Below are 18,236 nucleotides of genomic sequence, written 5' to 3'. Positions count from 1 at the left end.
CAAATCGGAAACATGGGACCGCAAGAGGTGCGATGTCGTCGAGGTCCCTGCCCTCACACCGCGCAGCGAGGAGATCCTCACTCACCTTGACGCCCTGCCTTATGCGCAGAAGCCGGGTTTCGTGAGACAGATGATGAACTCGGCAGAAGGCCGCACTGCGCTCACGGAAGCGGAAGGCATCGACAACGCCCTGCGAAAACGCTTCGGTACGTCAAGCCTGCGCAACGGGGATTTCCAAAAACTCCGGATCACACCGGACGATGCCCTGTCCGTCGACCGCATCAAACAGGTGACCGGACTGGTCGAGCGGGCCCATCATGCTGAACTGGTCGAAAAGCAGGCCCTCACATTCGGCCAGACCCAGGGCCTGCGGATGCGACTGTAAGTCTAGGCCGGCTTCATTAATTAGCTTGCTGTCGATCGCAAAGAGGATTGCAAAGCCACTACATTGCCGCCGTGATCAATCGCATGAACTTGAAACACCGACTTCGCTATATCGATGCCAACAGTAGAGATCTCTTCCATTTGAACGCTCCCGGTTTGTCCATCCTAACCGATGCCATCCTAGCACCGGCGGAGCGGGAGCCTTCCATCCCATCGATTTCGGACTGCTCTTGTTCTGATCCCAATATGCCGAGTTCTGCGATGGAGATTATTCTGAACGATCAATGCAGCCAGTTTCGCTTCATAAAGATCATTATTTTCGAGATAAGCGGAGCAGATATTCCCGGCTGTTGAATGGACTGATGCCGGAACGCCTGCGGGAACGTTGTGGATCGGCTGCCGGGGCGTAGTGATGGAAGGATGTCTCCATGGTTCCTATGCCGCTCGTAAGGCCCGGCAATTGCTGTTGTATGGCCTGGATCCTTTCGGACGCGACATAGCCCTCCAGCTGTAACATACCATCCAAAATCGCCGTCTCTCTGATCACTGCGCCTAATTTGGCAAGCGCAGTCAGCAGGCGATTAAGGCTCTCCGCCGACGCTTCAAGATGAAACTGGTCGATGGGCTCGCAGACGATGGTTCGTGCCGCCAACAGCGCGTCCGCCAAGACCCAGGGCGTCAATTGTCGGAAGTCGGCTGCAGTTGTCGACGGCGAGCTCTGGCCGGCGGCCGTCATTGCTACGTGGCAATCGATGATCTGCCAGCCGAAGATGCCCTGCCTGAGCGTCTCGAACACGGTTTCCTCCACCGCCCGGTAGAAGCTCGCCGGCATCTGGCCCACATCCACTTCCAGAGCGAAACTGTTCCCTGCCCCTTCTGGTCGTGGTTCGACGCGGAGGCCGACAGTTGCCAAGAAGGGGTTCGGCTCCCTAAAAATAGCCTGAACGCCGCTACCTGCTCCGACGAGCCGCTCTGCGCAGATGACGGTGCTGTCCTCGAACGTCGCGTCAACGCCGAAATCCGTTGCCAGTGTCGACTGGATGACCTCTTTCTGCACTTCGCCATAGAGGGATACGAACATCTCATTCGTATCCTCATTCCTGCGCAAGTCGATCAACGGATCCTGTTCAGCCAACTGGTTTAGCGCGAGCCAGAGCGCCGCACTCTCCGACGGACGCTGCGCTTGAACGCGAGTTTCCAGCGTCGGCGGAGCAAAATTGGGTTTAATATCTGCGAGGAGATCGGTACCTACGTGATCCCCGATCCGGGCGCTGTTGAGACCGCTGACGCGAGCGATCTGCCCCGCCCTGAAGCTGTCAGCGCTATGAACCCTGCCGGCTTCAAAAAGATGGATTCCAGTTATCCGCGCCGGTCCTTGGGGAAGATTCACATATTGGCGGAGCTGAACGGTGCCGGATGAGAGGTAGAGATAGCACAGCTTCTCGCCGCCCCATCCCCGCTCGATCTTGAAAATCTTGCCGGCGACTGCCGCCTTCGGATCGAGACGGCGACCAGGCAACAAGCCAGCAATCGCCGACGCCAGGGCCGGCACGCCGACGCCGGTCACCGCAGCGCCGGCATACGCCGGTTGTACCAGGCCGGCAGCGACCTGTTTCCGCAGTGCACATTCAAGCCTTTCGGCGGTCAGACGATTAGGTGCCTGTAGAAAGTCGCCGACTAGCTCATCGTCGTTCTCCGCCAAAGCCTCACACAGGGCGGTAAAGAGTGGTTCTCGGCGCGGATCGAGAACCACCACCTCAGCAAGTTTACTGCCGGCATTGCTGACGGATGACATGGCGATCGGGCGGAGCGGTAACTGACCGGGGATGGACTGTAGCACCTCCTCATAACGCGCTCCGAGGCGATCGACCTTGTTGACGAAGAAGACGAAGGGGACGGAAAGCCGTTGCAACGCCCGCACGAGCACCCGCGTCTGCGCCTGAACGCCCTCGACCGCAGAAACGACGACGACGGCGGCATCCAGGAGCCCGAGCACCCGCTCGACTTCCGCAATGAAATCGGGATGGCCGGGCGTATCGATGAGATTGATCACCGTATCTCCGAGGTTGAAGGAGACAACGGCGGCCTGGATCGTGATCCCGCGCTGCCGTTCCAGCTCGTGGCTGTCGGTCTGGGTGTTGCCGCTATCGACACTGCCGAGCTTGTCAATGACGCCGGCGTCGAAAAGGAGACGTTCGGTTAGGCTAGTTTTTCCCGCATCCACATGGGCCAGGATGCCCAGATTCATAGTGCGCATGAACCCTCAACTTCTCAGAAATTCGAACTGATTTTCGTGAGAACGGCTCCGCGCATTGGGACCTCTACGATATAATGATCGTGATCATAATTCATCTTCTGGAGAACTCCTGGTGACCTTAAAATCGTGTTCGATCTCGTTGCAAGGACAGTGATTTTTTGATTCGGGTCAAAAGGTGGGTGCAGCTATTCTCGTAGTAAGCTGAATGAAACTGTACTCGCCGCTACCAAACGGGGGCGCTAAATGGACAATCGTTAGCTTCTCTACATCGTCAGAACTTCAGACTTCTCCAGCAGAGAATCCAATATCTCAACGAGCCGGATAAGATCAGTTTTCTCGGTGATAAGGGGCGGTCGGAAAATGAGCGTCCCTTCACTACTCGACGAGGTGTCACATATGATGCGATGACGCCGGAAAAGATAGTTGCTCACGCTAACGGCTAGTTTCGGATCGCAGCCTCCGTCTGTGGGTGAGGCAAACTCCAAACCAACCATAGCTCCCTTTCCATGTATTTTTCGCAGCCTTCCTCCTTGTCGACAATGGATTTCCAAAGAGTTTAGGAAAATCTCATTGATGAGGGTGGCACGGTCCATTAGTTGCTCTTCATCGATAATACTAAGGACAGCTATTCCTGCTGCCATTGCTAGGTCATTACGTGCAAATGTCGATCCATGAAGCAGCCGTCCATCTGGCTGGTCGAAGATAACGTCGCTTATCCACTCACGCATCAAAATAGCGCCTGAGGGAACGAACCCGCCAGATAGCGCTTTCGCCAAAAGAACCATATCCGCATCAGTGTTGTAGTGCTGAGAGGCGAGAAAGCGGCCGGATCTGCCCATTCCGCTTTGCACCTCATCAACGATCAACAGTGTCCCGTGTTGCTTGCAGAGATCTGCGACGTGCCTCAGGTACTGGCCCTCTGGTGTAACTGCACCACTACTTTGAATAGGTTCGACGAAGAATGCGGCAATCTCGTTGGTGGCCAAAATCGCCTCCAATGCCTCAAGATCATTGAACGGAACGGAAAAGCAATTAGGCAGCAGAGTTCCAAAGCCTCTTCGCAATCCTTCGTCGCCATTTATCGATAGTGAGCCATAGGTCAGCCCATGGAATGCAGCCTCGCAAAAAACCAGTCCATCTCGGCCTGTTACCAGTTTTGCAAACTTAATAGCCCCTTCGGTGGCCTCGGTCCCGGAATTACAGAAGAAGACGCGCTGCAGATGGGAGGAGTACTGGACTAATTTTTCGGCAAGGAGCCCAGCCGGTAGATAAGCGTCCCGTTGAGACAATGACGGTAGATCTAGTGCCATCGCCTCCTGAAGAACTTGCACAATTCGGGGGTGGTTACGTCCCAGAAGGAAGACACCCGAACCACTGTGAAGATCGAAATACTCGTCGCCATTCGCATCATAAAGCATTGCACCCTTGCCGCGAACGAAGTCCGTTAGCTTGCCCGTCTGCTCTAGCATGTTAATTACGTGCGGATTGACATGACGCCTGTTCAGCCGGTATTTTTCCGATGCGCGTCTGGCAAAAAGCTCTGTTAGCATGATGACAACTCGTTATTCCTAGACAGAATTCACATCCGCTGACGGGTTTAGCCGATAGGTACGCATCGCATTGGTAAAAAACACGGCCTCCCACCAACTCTTAGGAAGACTTCGTTTTACTAATTCAGCGTACTCAGAGATCGACAGGTCAGGCCAGCCAGAACCGAAAATGATGCGGGAGGGATCATTCAAGTAGGCGGCTAGGAATTTAATCTGGTCACATACGAGCAGGTTGCTTCGGTCACCCATGGCTCCCGGCGTTAGGCTTTCAATGAGCGAGGAGCATTCCAATACGATGTTTGGATTGTTCGCTGCTATTACGGCGGCCTCTCTGATCCACGGGTTACCGCTGTGTGTCATGATGAAGGATGTCTCGCGGTGTGCCTTGGCAACATCGTCCAAAACCATAGGGTGGCAATATTTGAGCCGAGCGCCGCTCCATCCTGGATCCCCGGTATGAACAGCTACAGGCAACCGGTATTGCGCGGCGAGACGGTAGAGCGGTCTGAGCCGGTTATCATCTGCTGATATATCGAGAAAGCCGGTATTCAACTTGATACCGCAAACGATAGGGTCGGATATCTCTGCCTGCAATGCGTCTAGATCGGGATCGCATTGTCGAATAACAGCAAGACGGAAAACCGGAATGGGACACGAAACTAACCACGCTCTATCATACCGGACAGAATCTGTGACAGCCATAACAACGCCTGCTGTGCGGCATTCGTCGGCGAATTGGGTACTTTCTACACCGCCCGGCGAGAACGCCCTCGAGCCATCGTCGCAGTGGAAATGCGCGTCAAAGATCCTGAATCCACTCGTCATTTGGGAGCCGTTCACTATCTTGTCTGTTGCGCAATAACCGATTGCGAGTTGTCGCCAACTAAGTGGTAAAGACGCACATACTTTGATACTGGAGAGCTAGAAAGCCCAAGACGCTCCAAGGCTTGGGCCGCACGCGCCGCTATGTCCTCCCAATGGTATGACCAGTCGACAACTTCAACCTCGTACTCAGCGAAGGTGCAAGGTTTTTGGCCAAAATTGCCGGCCACGCGATCGATTACGAGTAATATAAATCGGTCAAGCATTCCACGGCGCTCTTCCAAGTTTAAATCTTCAATTTGAAAATAGAAACGCTCCGCTTGGGCGGAGGCCACCTCTCGGAGGGGATACTTCTGCAGAAGACGTAAAAGCGGCTTTCCTGTGAGCACCACTACCCTCTCATTGACTTCGTAATATGCAGGATTAATCCAAAGCAGGGGATTCGTGAGGTCAATTGAAGAGCATGAACTATGCGCTTCAATCTCGCGGTAAAGGTTGAATGGCGGTGATGTATCCATCAAGTACTTTACTCGAAGTACACCTTTATCAGTAGACGATGTCTGTAGGGTTATTCCTGCACGCGCTAGAACGTGGTCGCACGTGTCGTAATAAAGATTATGAGAATGAATCTGCCGACGCCGGATCAACTTCAGATCAAAAGATCCAAATGCCCTATCCAAATCGAGGAGTGATATTCTATCATCGCGACAGTCCGCGGCAACAAACTTCGCTTCTCTCTCAATCATCGATTTGATTTCGAGTGGTGTCCTTACGTCCTGCCGAGTCAGCATAGCGGAGCCTTCTATCGCGTTGAAAATAAAGAGAAAAGCGACGTCTGGCGTTGCTCAATTCCCTCTGGGAGATACATCAATGCATCATATAAGTTCGAGGCAATACATGCAGATTTAACAAAATCGCTTGAACGATAAATACTATCAAAATATTCAGCACAACTGCTGGTTCGGCAGCCAAACTCTACGATGAAATGGGTGAGTTGTTCACTACTAGTTTGTGAAGAATCCAATGAGACTGCCCGAACTATCAATCGATCCGGCATCTGCTCATCAAAAGCGAACATCTGTCCGCGCCCAACGGTCTTGATTTCGAAGCAAGTCGTAAAAGCCAGCCTCGTGAGGGATACGTCCTCAAGGGATGGAAGTTCGATTGGTGACGGGTTACATGATAGATCTGCCTTACATTTATATAGAGTCGTATTCCCGAAGAAATCGGACCGTCTTTTCTTAAAGTATATATCGAGATCGTGCGTATCGTCGGCCGTGCTTGTCGGCGTTACTTCTATAGTGAGAGCCGTGTCGTCATCGGACTGGCCACTGATAAGGATCGATCGCCAGATGGACACCTCGTTTGGGCGAAGTTGTAGGACGTGAGGTCCAAACGACAGATACTCTGACCGAGCTAAATTCCTCAAAAAACTTTCATGGAACTCATCCACGTCTATTACGGCGAAACAGGAGTAGTGCGGCCCAGCCAAATCAGCCAAGATCGACGGTTTGCTATAACGCATCTGATAGTCCTTTTTCATCCCACGAATAGAGGAACAGGGCGTTACGGTGTGAGCCGGCAACCAGCCATCCGTCCGCTGTTACCAGAGGCGCAGAATGGACGCCTTGCTCTGGCTTCAGGTTCCAAAGAGGTTCCCCTGTTGCTATGTCTAAACAATGAATTTGCTCATCAATTCCGACGAAGAGAGCCAAGTCGTCCGAAACTATTGTGAAAGGAGTGTAACGAAAACCTCCGCCAATCAAAGTCTTCCACAGAACTCTACCGTCTCGCATCGAGATGCCGTAGACAAATCCGTTATCACTGCCGACGCAGCCTATTCCACTCGTACTGATAGCGGGGCATGAATTGACGGCGCCTTCAGTTTTATGCTCTGCGAGAAGTCGCCCGGAATCTAGATTGAAGAGGTAGATAAGCCCTCCCCCGTCTGTACCGACGAGACCGCTGTTTTCCTGGAAGCAGAGTCCGGCCGTCCCTTCTATAAGAAAATCTGTGGGTGTCTGCCAACGGCAAGTTCCTTCCGGTCCTAAGCAGACAATGGTATTTTCGGCAGCAAAGATGATGGATCCGTCATGTGAAAGTGAAGGTGAGCTATATATTTGGTCGATTTCCTTCGAAGGAAACGCCTTTCGCCATATACAAGACCCATTTTCTAGGTTCAACGCATACACGTTCTGATCATAGCTTCCCGCGTAGACAATGCCCCTACCTGTATCGACCAGAGGAGTGCTGTGAAACTGCCCGCCGGATTGGAAACTCCAAATCACAGAACCCTGCGCAGACACTCTACGCAAATGATGATCCTCCGAACCGACCACGAAGGTTCCGTCTCCGACAGCGACGGGAGAACTATAAACTGGTCCGTCCACCGACAGTCGCCATATTTCCCTAGTCTCGGTCAGTGAGACACAATGTATAGCATTCTCCCAAGACCCGAAAACTACTTCGTTCTTGCTTAGGGCGCACGGAATGCTCCAAATTCGGTCACGGAATTCAAGTGTTTCAACAAGCAGTGGCGGCTTTCTAAAGTCTCTTTCTCCAAATGTATGAGGCGATGGATTGCGAAGCGATTGCAAGCCTTTATACCAAACGTTGCGAGTGCCCGTCATGACGGCCTCATCGAGAAGCGCGTCGATGTTCCTGCTTCGCACTCGCCGAGAGGTGCTCGATCAACTATTACTGGCTTGAATGAGCTATTGCCAAGCACGCGAGTGAAGCTTGCGAGAACGTCGAGATCCTCCAATAAACCCGCTAAATCCCAACTTGAGTCAAACTTGTCTGCGGGTGTATGATATCGTGTGCGGACAAATTCCCGCTTGAGCGCAAGACCAGCATCTCGCCCGCCTGACAATAGATCATCACCTGGGACCACCTGAATAATCGGGACTCCTCTTTGGGCGAAGCAAATATGGTCGCCACGGAAGTAGTTACCTGAAGTCCGTGCCGCATCTTCTGTAACCGACCTTTCTTGTCCGGCTAAAATGCTTGAAATTACGATGTCTAGGTCGGTCGTTCCCCAACCAACAATCTTAACATCTTTTGTTCTGCCAAGTGGCAAATAGGTGTCTATATTCACACCAGCGATGATGTTGTGCAACGGGACTGGTTGTTGCTGGACAAAGGCACGTGCCCCAAGGAAGCCATACTCCTCTCCATCGGTAAGGACAAATAGGACCGACCGACTCAGTGGCTCACCCCTCGCCAGGATTTCGGCTAACGTAAGCAGCATGGCCACACCAGATGCATTATCCACCGCGCCGTTGAAGATTTGAGGCCTGCCCAAATCGTCGATCTTCACCCCGAGGTGGTCCCAGTGCGCCATAAAAAGCAAATGCTCGTCTGGACGTTCGTTTCCTTCCAAACGTGCCACAACGTTAGAACCATAGACGGCGTGTAGGTCGGAGGTTAGATCAACACTCATCGTCACGTCACTGATGACGCCTTTCACCGGGGGTGCATCTCCGAGATTACCAGCTAAAGCTGGCGCAAGAGATGGGAAAACTTCTAATGCAAGCGCTTTATCAATCCACACCACGAGTTGAGGCATCAAATCGTGAGATGAAGGATGGCTTAAGCTAAACACCTCACCGGCCAGTGATGTGCGGACAGTATCAAGTGAATATCCTGCCGCAGCTTCATCGTGGATTAGGAAGACTGCGCCCGCGCCTCTTTTGGCAGCTTCATTGCACTTGTGTACCCAGCGACCGCAGTAACTTACGGAGCCTCCGTTCTTGGGCTCACCAGGGAGTACAACGACGCCTTTGCCTTCTACATCTAGTTCGCAATAGTCGTTCCAGCCAAAATCGCTACAAACGACGCCATAACCTGCGAATACCAACGGGATAGAGTTGCAAATCCACGTTGGGGTTTTGGAGTAGTTGCAGATCACAGCTGAAGGCGCATCGGACAGCTCTGACGCCCTCCCGCCGCTCGTCATGATTGTTACAGACGGGGAACCGGCATTCGAAATTTTGAGGACTTCAAATCGTTGCTCGAACCCGCCGAGAGCTGCTAGGGGCGACAGCCCGATAAGTCTCATCTGCTCCTTGAGCCAATCGCGCGTGCGCGCGGCGCCGACCGTGCCAATTTTTCGACCAGCGAAGTAATCGGATGACATAGACTTCAGGTGCGACCCTAGCAAATATTCCAATTGCTTCCCCTTGATATACATATATATCTCAATATTTCAGGGGCGCAAAGATATATCCATGCGCCCCCTACTATATTAAATCATGAACATAGAGGACATGATTTTGATATTTGCGCTTTCGAACTTAATCATATCTATCTCCTTACGTTAGATTATGCCAGATTTACTTATATTGATCTGGCATAACCATATTATGTCTCCAAATAAACTTGTCAATATATTATTTTTACTCGATGAGTTTTCCGCTGCCTGCCTTTTAACGCCACGCGATCACGCGCGGCTCTCCAACCGGAAAAGGCTATAGCTGGCAGTTGGAAATAGGAGGCAACCGTTGGAAGACTTGTGAACGGTTCGAAGCGTCGCCAGTTATCGCTCTTGTCTAAAATAGAGGAAGCAATTATCTCCCCGGCTAAGGCGGTGCTTGCGAAGCCGTGGCCTCCGTGACCCTGACTGAACCAAATCCGTTCACTCAGTTTTCCGATTTGTGGCATACCACTAAGTGTACACCCCATTCGTCCTGACCAAGCCGACTCAACATGAAAATCGGCTAACTGCGAGTAAGTTAGGCGGATATCAGCCCCAAGGCGTTGAGCAATCTTCGACGGCGTCCATCGCGCCCCGGAGCGCCCACCCCAGATCAGCCGCCCATCCTCTAGTGGTCTGTAGTATGCGAACGAATGCCGCAAATCCATCACTCCTACGGTAGACCTGATTGCGTCTTCAAGAGATTTACCGGCCGGAGCGGACACGAGCATGTAAGAGTAAAGGGCGAACTGGACCTTTGATAACGGCTTGATCGGCGCGGTTGGAGACGCTGAACAGCAAACGACAACCTGATCGCATGTGATGTTGCCGCTACTACAATGAACAATCAGCCCACCGGGCACTCGAGTGATCGAGGAGACCGGCGTGTCTTCAAAAATTTGGACGCCCATCCCTCTGAGCATGCTTTGGAGTTTCCGCGCATATGCAAGAGGATTAAGCGTAAATGAGTCTGGGTCGTGAACAGATGCTCGGTACAAGGTACTTCGCCACTGGTCGTAGGTTCTCTCCGCGTCCCATACTTCTCGGTTTCCTCGAAAGTGGTCTCTAAACCAGTCTAAACGCCGACTTGCGGTGTCGTAGTCGAGGTATGGTGAGCACGCTTGGAGACCGCTGCTCAGGCTCAATTCATCGGCAACCGAAATCGAACTAGCTCTCTCCTTGACCAAGGAAACTGCTTCCACGCTTAAATTGTATAGTTCAGCGGCGGCGTTCGTTCCGACTTTTTTGACAAGAGTGGAGAGATTGAGATCAAACCCTGGGAGGACATGGCCACCGTTACGGCCGGACGCGCCCGCCCCCACGGTTTTAGCCTCAACGAGGCATACGTTGAGACGGCGCTCAGCCAAGCTCAAAGCTGAGGACAGTCCAGCAAGTCCACCACCTATAACGACAACATCTGCATCAAAAAGCCCGTTAAGATGTTGTTTTTTTGGTGCTATCGGCGTGATACGGTGAAAGTGTGTTTCATAATCCGTTCTCATTGGTTCACCTGGCGGACCCCAATTACAAGCCCTGATAAACCCTCCAGCTTGTATTTTCCCGAGATTGCGTTCCTTTCAATGCAGGTGAAATTTGCGGCTTCGAGCCAAGCCCTCGTCAGATCAAATTTATCGCACGCGAGTTCAATACTAGTGATCCGAGCAGTTTTCCTCGAATCCTGAGAAACTAAGTGCTGTTCCCCCTGCTCTGGCCCCGAACTCTCCCATGTGAGGCGCTGATCTGAAAGCTCAATGCAACGACCCGCGCAACGAAGTTTCTCGGTGAACACAGGATAAAGAATAGACCTCCACGCTTCTCCATCATCTTCGGGCCGAGGAGATAACAGGGTCACACCGGTTAATCCCGAAACTCCATTCTCACTTTGGACAAAGAAGCGCTCTGCGTTCCGGGGCAAGAGGTATTGGACCAGATGTAGTCTAGCGCCTGGAGTGTCACTTAACTTCGGAGTTAGGACACGCCAAGCTGGCAGCATCTTGCCGCCGATCGGAGCCCAATGATCAACTGGCTCCGGAACAGTCAGGCCCGAGAGAGAAATAGCCTGATGTGCTGCGCGCGCGTCGTGCACGCGGGCACACACTGCGATGGGCTTCTCATCGAGATAACAATCTTTGGCGAATGCGTCTGACATCACCTCGAATAGGGCTACGTCGGAGACCCAAGATAACTCGATATAGCTGCCATTCATCGTGATGAAAGAGCTCGCAGTTCCGTCAGGCCTAATAAAATTACTGTCATATATTTGAAATCCAGCGTTGCTAAATCGGTCGAGGGTCGTTTTGACGAGTTCCGCAGGAATAGTGACAACTACATGATCTATATAGGTTGTTTTCATTTCGTTCAGGCCGTCACCAATTTGGACACGCAGCAATTGAAGAGAAATCTGCCACCGAAAAAATTTAATGTCAACCTAACCGCGAATACATTTTTCTATTGCATCTTATAGTGGTACATTCTATGGGTGATGCCATTGCGACGACTGAAGGAAGCGATGCTGATGTTGCAACCCGTTGAAATCTCTAAAGCTAGCAAGCTGATCAGCCACGGCCCAACCACCATAATCACAGCCCAGACCTCGGAAGCGCGAAGCGCAAAAGCCGTCGGCTGGATCACGCCGATGAATGCGAGACCGCCACAAGTCGTCGCAGTCTTGGGCTCCTCATTCACGACTGAGTTAATCAGACAGTCGCGAGAGTTCGTGATTAACGTCCCGACCGCGAAAATGATGGAATTAACCTTTCTGCTGGGAACCACCACGGGACGCTCTTTGGACAAGTTCTCGTTGCCAGGAATGAGGCTCCGCGAGGCCCAAAATGTCAGTGCGCCCCTGATCGAGGGCTCTGTCGCCTGCCTAGAGTGCCGCCTTACGGACAATCACTCGGTTGAGGATGAACACGATCTGTACATTGCGGATGTTGTTGCGGCTTGGGCGGATGGCGACGTGTTCCGCGACGGTGAGTATTCGTTCAGTTCGCAGGAGCAATGTACCTTCCACCATACGTCAGGCGGGCGTTTCCGTGTCACCGGAACAGATATTCATACCTTTGAACGTCCAGAAACGAGGCCCTAATCATGATCAATACCAACGACGCCTTCGCCAATACTATCCTGAACTGCGAATTGACGGGCGAACCGGTAAGCAAGTGGTGCCAAACAGTTGCGCAAGCGATTAATCTTCACAATTTTGATGATGTGCCTTACCCGACGACGCAGTTCCTAGAGCCTTCTGTTCTTTTGGAGGTCTCTGCTCTGTCAGGAATGAGTGTCGATCACATCAACTCGTTCGAATACAGCCTCGCAGCCACGGCTTCTCGGCTGAAGTGGTTGCTAGACTTGACGGACGTCGCGACACCAGTCCAGCGGGTAAATCTTGCAGCTGCTATGGCTTCGACCGCGCGTTACCAAACGGCGATCCAGGTACTTGCAACGGTTCCTATACACCGTCTCTATCCCCCTGAAGTCGCCCTCTACTACTTGATAAAGTTCGCGGTCGAAAATCGGATTGGTCTGGTTTCATCCCACGATGATGACTTCGCTATGCTGAAAGCGCTGATCGACGACGGCGAACTGCCTGATCACCGTATCTTAGATGTTTCTGCGCAGGCCATAGTCTGGAACATCAAAACGGGCGGTGTTTCCTCTTCCCTACTCAAGTGGTTTGTTGCGCGTGGCGACAAGGCGGTGACCGCCCTTGGAATTGGGCGAGACTGTAGAGAAAAGATTTCACTGTCTAGCTACCATCGTGCGTACGCCATGATACCTGCGCAGAATGGTGAAGTCGCGGAAACACGGAGAATAATGAGATTAGCCGAACAATTCGCTCACGAAGCCGACGGTTACCGGTGGATCGACGAAGCGAATGTTTTTGAGGCGAGAAAGACTGTGCTTGAATCAAGCCTGAAAGAGATGATCCATCTTGCAAAGGATCTCGATGAGGCTGAGCGGATTGGCCTGAGGCTCATCGAAATGGACCCTCTGTGGAGCATCTCTTACCACGAGCTGGCCGAGGTATATCTCGCTCAAGAAAACTATGCGGCGGCCTTGAAGTGCTACGAAAAGGCCCTCGAAGTCGGCCTCCCTCGCCTTACCTTCTCTCACTATATGGTTGGTGCCTGCTTAGCGAAAGAAGAGAGGCTTTCTGAAGCTCTGCCAGCTTTTGAAGCCACACTTGCACTCGACCCGAGCAATATCTCGGCCGGTTTACAGGCACTTCTCGCTGCCCGCCGTATCGCACCAGATCTTGTACCTACTTTCACAAAGAGGATCGAGAACTGGAACCAGCAAGGCCTTTTGACTGATGCTCACAAGGAGATGATCGCATGAACCAAGTTGCCGGCCTGACGGTGGATTCAGCCACCCAAGTACCTCAGTATCCACGCATCTCCATTAAATGTTTTGACCATATCCAAATGGATGTGGCCAACCTGGAGGAAAGCATAGAGTTCTATCGCAGGGTCTTCGGATTCAGCCTAAAAGAAGTCGGACTGCGCGCGATGGTCCGATGGGCGATCATTGGAAATGAGGCGCAGCTTTATCTCTGCCTACACGAGTTTGCTGAAGGTAAAGGAGTGAAGAACGAGGGTTTGGAAATTACGCATTTCGGACTCGTCGTCGATAATTTTGACGCCGTTCTTGAGACACTGAAGTTGCATAATGTGGCAACCGCGTACGATCACGCAATTCAATACCATTCATCAAAGTCGATCTACTTCTTTGATCCCAATGGATACAAGATTGAGATTTCTGAAAACAGAGGCGGCGGTATTGATTCAATGCGACCGAACAACGTTCTTGAATAGCATAGTAGGATAACACGATGATACGCCAGTTTGCTGCTTACTATAAAGGCAATTTAAAACTATTCGTGCTGGACTTCGTGTGTTCAACAATAGTGGGATTACTCGAGCTAGCTTTTCCGATTGCAGTGGCCATGTTTATTGAGAGGATTCTGCCGAAGCAGGACCTCAATGTCGTTATGTTAGCCGGGTTAGCGCTCTGCATTGTATATCTCATGAGCGCCGGACTCACGTACATCGTCAATTATTGGGGTCACGCACTTGGTATCCGGATCGAAACCGAGATGCGGAAGAGAGCTTTCAGACATCTGCAGAAGCTTTCGTTCAGCTACTATGACCGTACCAAAATGGGCCCGTTGCTCGCCCGCGTGACGAAAGATCTTGAGCAGATCGGAGAGCTTGCGCATCACGGTCCTGAGGACCTTTTCATGGCGGCGATAACTTTCTTCGGCGCGATGATCTTAATGTTTTTCCTTAATACAGAACTCGCGTTCGTGATTTGTCTTATCGCGCCATTGATCGTCTGGTTTACCACTCGGTACGGCCGACGCATGGAATCTGCGTGGCAGCGAATTCTTAATAGCATAGGCAACTTTAATACACGAATCGAAGACAACATTGGTGGCATTCGAGTCGTCCAAGCGTTCACCAATGAAGAACATGAGCGCGTTCTGTTCGACAAAGAAAATGACGCCTATATGAAGGCAAAACTCTCGGCCTATAGGTACCTGGCCGCAAGTGCTTCATCGCTCTATCTAAGTTCACGGTTTGTACAAATCATTGCGATGGTCCTAGGCAGCTACTTTGTCATAAACGGTGATTTATCCAACGGCAGTTTTGTAGGTTTCATTCTTTTAACTGGTGTGTTCACTAGGCCTGTAGAAAAGATGATAGCCGTCCTCGAGTCCTACACAAACGGGATAGCTGGCTTCAGACGCTATCTTGACTTCTTGGCTACAGAGCCCGACATCATAGATGCACCTGATGCTAAGGAGATGCCTCCTCCGCGCGGTCGCATCCGCTACGAAAATGTCACTTTCGGCTATCCTGACAAAGGTTTAGTTCTTAAAAACGTCAATTTCGACATCCAGCCGGGTCAAAAGGTTGCTTTTGTCGGATCATCCGGCGCTGGAAAAACTACCCTGTGCGCGTTGCTTCCGCGGTTTTATGAAGTTTCGTCGGGCCGCATTACTATTGATGGTCACGATGTCCGAAGCGTAACATTAAACTCGCTTCGGTCTCAAATTGGGATCGTTCAGCAGGAGACTTTTCTGTTTGGCACCACTTTTCGAGAGAATATCGCCTACGGGAACCTCCAAGCTAGTGAGGCCGAGATCATTGAAGCCGCTAAGCGTGCTCATCTTTGGACGTTCATCGAAGGGCTTCCAGATGGTTTGGATACGCTCGTCGGCGAACGTGGCCTGCGCATGTCTGGTGGCCAACGCCAGCGAGTGAGTATCGCCCGCATTTTCCTAAAAAACCCGCCAATTGTCATCTTCGACGAAGCAACGTCGTCGCTCGATGCAGAGACGGAAAGAGATATTCAATTATCGCTTGCAGAGTTGGCAGAAGGCAGAACCACACTGACAATAACCCACCGGATGTCGGCGGTGAGCCAAGCAGACAAAATATTTGTGGTCGGTCAACGAGGCATCATTGAACAAGGTACCCACGCGGAGTTGTTCGCCCGAGAAGGGGTTTACTTCCGCCTCTGTACCGCTCAGTCAGTCACACAACAAAAGCCGCGAGACATGGCCTCCGCCGTCGGATGATCTAGCAGAACTGGGTTGGGGCCTGCGGAAAACGCTCTAATCATCACCACGCAAGTTCCTACCTGCCTCTAGCAATCCGAATTTGGCGAAAAGACTGACTTGATACAGCGCGTGCGAATGACTGCCTGATGCATAGGAGGATTACGTGAAAGTACTTGTGACTGGCGGTGCCGGGTTTTTGGGCTCCCATCTATGTGACGCCCTGCTTAGATTAAATCACGAGGTAATTTGTCTTGATGATCTTTCTACAGGCAGTCTGTCGAACGTAGAACACCTGTTAAACTTGGAGCATTTCACGTTTTTTTGTCACGACGTCACTGAGGAGTACGACTTTAAGGTCGACAAGATATTCAATTTGGCCTGTCCTGCCAGCCCGCCAGCATATCAAAGCGATCCACTTAAAACGGTATTAACAAATGTGTTGGGAGCTAAAAACGCGGTGCAACTTGCTCATCGCCAACGAGCCCTTCTGATTCAAGCGTCTACCTCGGAGGTTTACGGGGATCCGGAAACTCATCCACAACCAGAGGACTACTGGGGCAATGTCAACCCAACCGGGCCACGAGCGTGCTATGATGAAGGCAAGCGATGCGCGGAGGCCATTATATCAGATTTCAGACGCACCGAGCGCATCGACGCGAAGATTGCACGGATTTTCAATACCTACGGGCCCCGAATGGCAAGCGACGACGGGAGAGTGGTATCCAATTTCATCGTTCAAGCGCTTTCTCACAAACCTATTACCATTTTCGGAGATGGTTCACAAACGCGATCATTTTGCTTTGTCGCCGACCTCATCGATGGTCTCCTACGTCTTGGCGATTCTCCGAGCTCGGTAGTTGGGCCGGTCAACTTGGGAAACCCCCAGGAGGTTCCTATTGTGGAACTTGCCACAGAGATACTGCAGATGACAGGAAGCACGTCACAGTTGGCTTTCAGAAAGCTTCCTACAGATGATCCGAAGCGCCGGCGTCCAGACATATCTCGAGCGATGGCCAATCTAGACTGGCGACCCAGAACGTCGCTCAGAGAGGGATTGACAGTGACGATTGAATACTTTTCGGGCGTCACGCATCATATATCAGCGCACAACTCCTGAGAGTGGGTCAGATCAATAATGGACATATTACAATTTTCAGAGCACTTTTTCTCCGATCAAAGCGAATTCATCCAGACCGGAAAACATCAAGAATACTTGGAGAACAATCTCGTTCAGAACTTTACGCTTGAACAGCTTCAAGCTGCGAAAAAAATGTTGCTTATCATGCTGAAGCCAGACGCACTAGCATCTGGAAAAGCACTGCCAATTATTCAGAAAATCATAGATTCTGATCTAGAAATTGTATCTTGGAAGTTGCTGCAACGTGTTGAGGAGTGGCAATTCGAAGAACTGTACAAGTTCAATTTGAGTGTTCATAATCCAAAAAGCATGATTGGCAGTTGGTGGATATCACGACAAGGTTATGGGTTTTCTTCTGCGATATTATTGATTGCTAGGAGCCGATCCGCTGACTTCACAGCATACGAAGTGATGAGCCGCATCAAGGGACCATCAATTCCATATGCGGCGACGCCTGGTCAGATTCGACATGACTTCAACGCTCCATCGCGGCCCTTGAATTTCATTCATTGCTCGGACGAGCCGCTGTCCACATTGCGGGAATGGCAGATTTTCTCGACACCGCCCGAGATTGCGGCTGTGTTAAACCAAGCTGATCGCTTAGAGCACTGGAAAATACCTCAACAAATAAAAACTCTTATTCCGAAACTCTATCGCCGTGAAACCGACGCCTGCTTTCCCTCGGCAATTGTGCGGACCGCTATGCGCATGGCCCTAACGATAGCTGCGGAGGAGGCGCGCGCCATTTTTCTGGTCAGCATGCTGGAGACGATAACTCTTGGTCCTGGAGGTCCCTCGAGCAAGATCACATCGCTGACGGCCGAGTTGCTAGTTATTAAAGATAAAATCGCTACCACTGATTTCACCGCCTGGAAGAATCCGGACCTTGTTCACGCGCTTCTGCGGTTTATGGACTTTCTAGCATTGTCGAGAACATCATTTACCAAGTCGCTTTCGTTGTTCCATCACCACGGCATGGCGACCGATAGATGGGATGAGTTGATGATAGAAACCAATTTACACTATAAAGAGGATCTTTTGCTAGCCTTCAGACCTATGATTGGCACCGAAAACAATGGAGCCTTATGCGAAATGTTTAACAATACATCCCACATGCGCCTCAATATTTGAGAGTCGGCGTAAAATTGCTTGCAGGGGAGCATGAGGAATTGTGGGGCGATCATGCGCGCGGGCTGTTTCGTCGATCTCTTGATTGTCGTTGGCTAGAGCGCGTCCGCTTTACTCGGGGTCATATCCGCACGATTTGAAGTAGTTGGCGCATTCTTGCGGTTCGAACAGCGTGACGATCTGGCCGACGGTAG

The 18,236-nt window shown here is 51.4% G+C and carries 15 protein-coding genes; 7 read left to right on the top strand and 8 right to left on the bottom strand.

Annotated elements, in window-relative coordinates; translation table 11 throughout:
* A partial coding sequence (locus ACQZ5K_RS26440; protein ID WP_458575406.1) for a KH domain-containing protein occupies positions 1-385 on the top strand: 385 nt, incomplete at its 5' end.
* Between the two features lie 312 nt (positions 386-697).
* On the opposite strand, the gene ACQZ5K_RS26435 is transcribed toward ACQZ5K_RS26440, so the two are convergent.
* The 8 genes from ACQZ5K_RS26435 to ACQZ5K_RS26400 form a co-directional block, all read right to left on the bottom strand.
* Positions 698-2,641 (bottom strand): GTP-binding protein, encoded by a 1,944-nt coding sequence (locus tag ACQZ5K_RS26435; RefSeq protein WP_448741996.1) that lies wholly within the window; start codon positions 2,639-2,641, stop codon positions 698-700.
* Between the two features lie 263 nt (positions 2,642-2,904).
* The gene (locus ACQZ5K_RS26430) at positions 2,905-4,191 is read right to left on the bottom strand and encodes an aspartate aminotransferase family protein (RefSeq protein ID WP_448741995.1); all 1,287 of its coding nucleotides are present in this window, start codon (positions 4,189-4,191) and stop codon (positions 2,905-2,907) included.
* 18 nt (positions 4,192-4,209) lie between these two features.
* Positions 4,210-4,893, bottom strand: coding sequence for an amidohydrolase family protein (locus ACQZ5K_RS26425; protein WP_448741994.1), 684 nt, complete (start codon positions 4,891-4,893; stop codon positions 4,210-4,212).
* 137 nt (positions 4,894-5,030) lie between these two features.
* On the bottom strand, positions 5,031-5,804 hold the full coding sequence (locus tag ACQZ5K_RS26420; protein ID WP_448741993.1) for a hypothetical protein: 774 nt from the start codon (positions 5,802-5,804) through the stop codon (positions 5,031-5,033).
* 723 nt (positions 5,805-6,527) lie between these two features.
* A complete protein-coding gene (locus ACQZ5K_RS26415) occupies positions 6,528-7,643 on the bottom strand; it encodes an outer membrane protein assembly factor BamB family protein (protein WP_448741992.1) in 1,116 nt (371 codons plus the stop codon).
* Positions 7,640-9,205 (bottom strand): M28 family peptidase, encoded by a 1,566-nt coding sequence (locus ACQZ5K_RS26410; protein ID WP_448741991.1) that lies wholly within the window; start codon positions 9,203-9,205, stop codon positions 7,640-7,642. Before ACQZ5K_RS26410 ends, ACQZ5K_RS26415 begins: the two co-directional genes overlap by 4 nt.
* A gap of 191 nt (positions 9,206-9,396) precedes the next feature.
* Complete coding sequence (locus ACQZ5K_RS26405) at positions 9,397-10,710, bottom strand: NAD(P)/FAD-dependent oxidoreductase (RefSeq protein WP_448741990.1); 1,314 nt, start codon at positions 10,708-10,710, stop codon at positions 9,397-9,399.
* Positions 10,707-11,597, bottom strand: a complete 891-nt coding sequence (locus ACQZ5K_RS26400) for a VOC family protein (RefSeq protein ID WP_448741989.1) — start codon at positions 11,595-11,597, stop codon at positions 10,707-10,709. Before ACQZ5K_RS26400 ends, ACQZ5K_RS26405 begins: the two co-directional genes overlap by 4 nt.
* Before the next feature lie 99 nt (positions 11,598-11,696).
* On the opposite strand from ACQZ5K_RS26400, the gene ACQZ5K_RS26395 reads away from it, so the two are divergent.
* The 6 genes from ACQZ5K_RS26395 (at position 11,697) to ACQZ5K_RS26370 (ending at position 18,045) form a co-directional block, all read left to right on the top strand.
* The gene (locus tag ACQZ5K_RS26395) at positions 11,697-12,296 is read left to right on the top strand and encodes a flavin reductase family protein (protein WP_448741988.1); all 600 of its coding nucleotides are present in this window, start codon (positions 11,697-11,699) and stop codon (positions 12,294-12,296) included.
* A gap of 2 nt (positions 12,297-12,298) precedes the next feature.
* On the top strand, positions 12,299-13,549 hold the full coding sequence (locus ACQZ5K_RS26390; RefSeq protein WP_448741987.1) for a tetratricopeptide repeat protein: 1,251 nt from the start codon (positions 12,299-12,301) through the stop codon (positions 13,547-13,549).
* Positions 13,546-14,025 carry a VOC family protein gene (locus ACQZ5K_RS26385; protein ID WP_448741986.1) on the top strand — a complete coding sequence of 160 codons (480 nt, stop codon included), beginning with the start codon at positions 13,546-13,548 and terminating at the stop codon, positions 14,023-14,025. The genes ACQZ5K_RS26390 and ACQZ5K_RS26385 overlap by 4 nt, the downstream gene beginning before the upstream one ends.
* A gap of 17 nt (positions 14,026-14,042) precedes the next feature.
* A complete protein-coding gene (locus ACQZ5K_RS26380) occupies positions 14,043-15,794 on the top strand; it encodes an ABC transporter ATP-binding protein (RefSeq protein ID WP_448741985.1) in 1,752 nt (583 codons plus the stop codon).
* 145 nt (positions 15,795-15,939) lie between these two features.
* Complete coding sequence (locus tag ACQZ5K_RS26375; protein ID WP_448741984.1) at positions 15,940-16,893, top strand: UDP-glucuronic acid decarboxylase family protein; 954 nt, start codon at positions 15,940-15,942, stop codon at positions 16,891-16,893.
* Positions 16,894-16,911: 18 nt separating this feature from the next.
* Positions 16,912-18,045 carry a nucleoside-diphosphate kinase gene (locus ACQZ5K_RS26370; protein ID WP_448741983.1) on the top strand — a complete coding sequence of 378 codons (1,134 nt, stop codon included), beginning with the start codon at positions 16,912-16,914 and terminating at the stop codon, positions 18,043-18,045.
* Positions 18,046-18,236 lie beyond the last annotated feature (191 nt).

The organism is Agrobacterium sp. 22-226-1 (assembly GCF_053522345.1).
Note: the sequence above shows the minus strand (reverse complement) of the source record. Positions and strands in the feature narration are given on the sequence as shown.

Bases quoted from the DNA above. Each gene is read 5' to 3' on its own strand.
- ACQZ5K_RS26435 (WP_448741996.1), bottom strand. From the start codon at position 2,641: ATGCGCACTATGAATCTGGGCATCCTGGCCCATGTGGATGCGGGAAAA.
- ACQZ5K_RS26430 (WP_448741995.1), bottom strand. From the start codon at position 4,191: ATGCTAACAGAGCTTTTTGCCAGACGCGCATCGGAAAAATACCGGCTG.
- ACQZ5K_RS26425 (WP_448741994.1), bottom strand. From the start codon at position 4,893: ATGGCTGTCACAGATTCTGTCCGGTATGATAGAGCGTGGTTAGTTTCG.
- ACQZ5K_RS26420 (WP_448741993.1), bottom strand. From the start codon at position 5,804: ATGCTGACTCGGCAGGACGTAAGGACACCACTCGAAATCAAATCGATG.
- ACQZ5K_RS26415 (WP_448741992.1), bottom strand. From the start codon at position 7,643: ATGACGGGCACTCGCAACGTTTGGTATAAAGGCTTGCAATCGCTTCGC.
- ACQZ5K_RS26410 (WP_448741991.1), bottom strand. From the start codon at position 9,205: ATGTATATCAAGGGGAAGCAATTGGAATATTTGCTAGGGTCGCACCTG.
- ACQZ5K_RS26405 (WP_448741990.1), bottom strand. From the start codon at position 10,710: ATGAGAACGGATTATGAAACACACTTTCACCGTATCACGCCGATAGCA.
- ACQZ5K_RS26390 (WP_448741987.1), top strand. From the start codon at position 12,299: ATGATCAATACCAACGACGCCTTCGCCAATACTATCCTGAACTGCGAA.
- ACQZ5K_RS26385 (WP_448741986.1), top strand. From the start codon at position 13,546: ATGAACCAAGTTGCCGGCCTGACGGTGGATTCAGCCACCCAAGTACCT.
- ACQZ5K_RS26380 (WP_448741985.1), top strand. From the start codon at position 14,043: ATGATACGCCAGTTTGCTGCTTACTATAAAGGCAATTTAAAACTATTC.
- ACQZ5K_RS26370 (WP_448741983.1), top strand. From the start codon at position 16,912: ATGGACATATTACAATTTTCAGAGCACTTTTTCTCCGATCAAAGCGAA.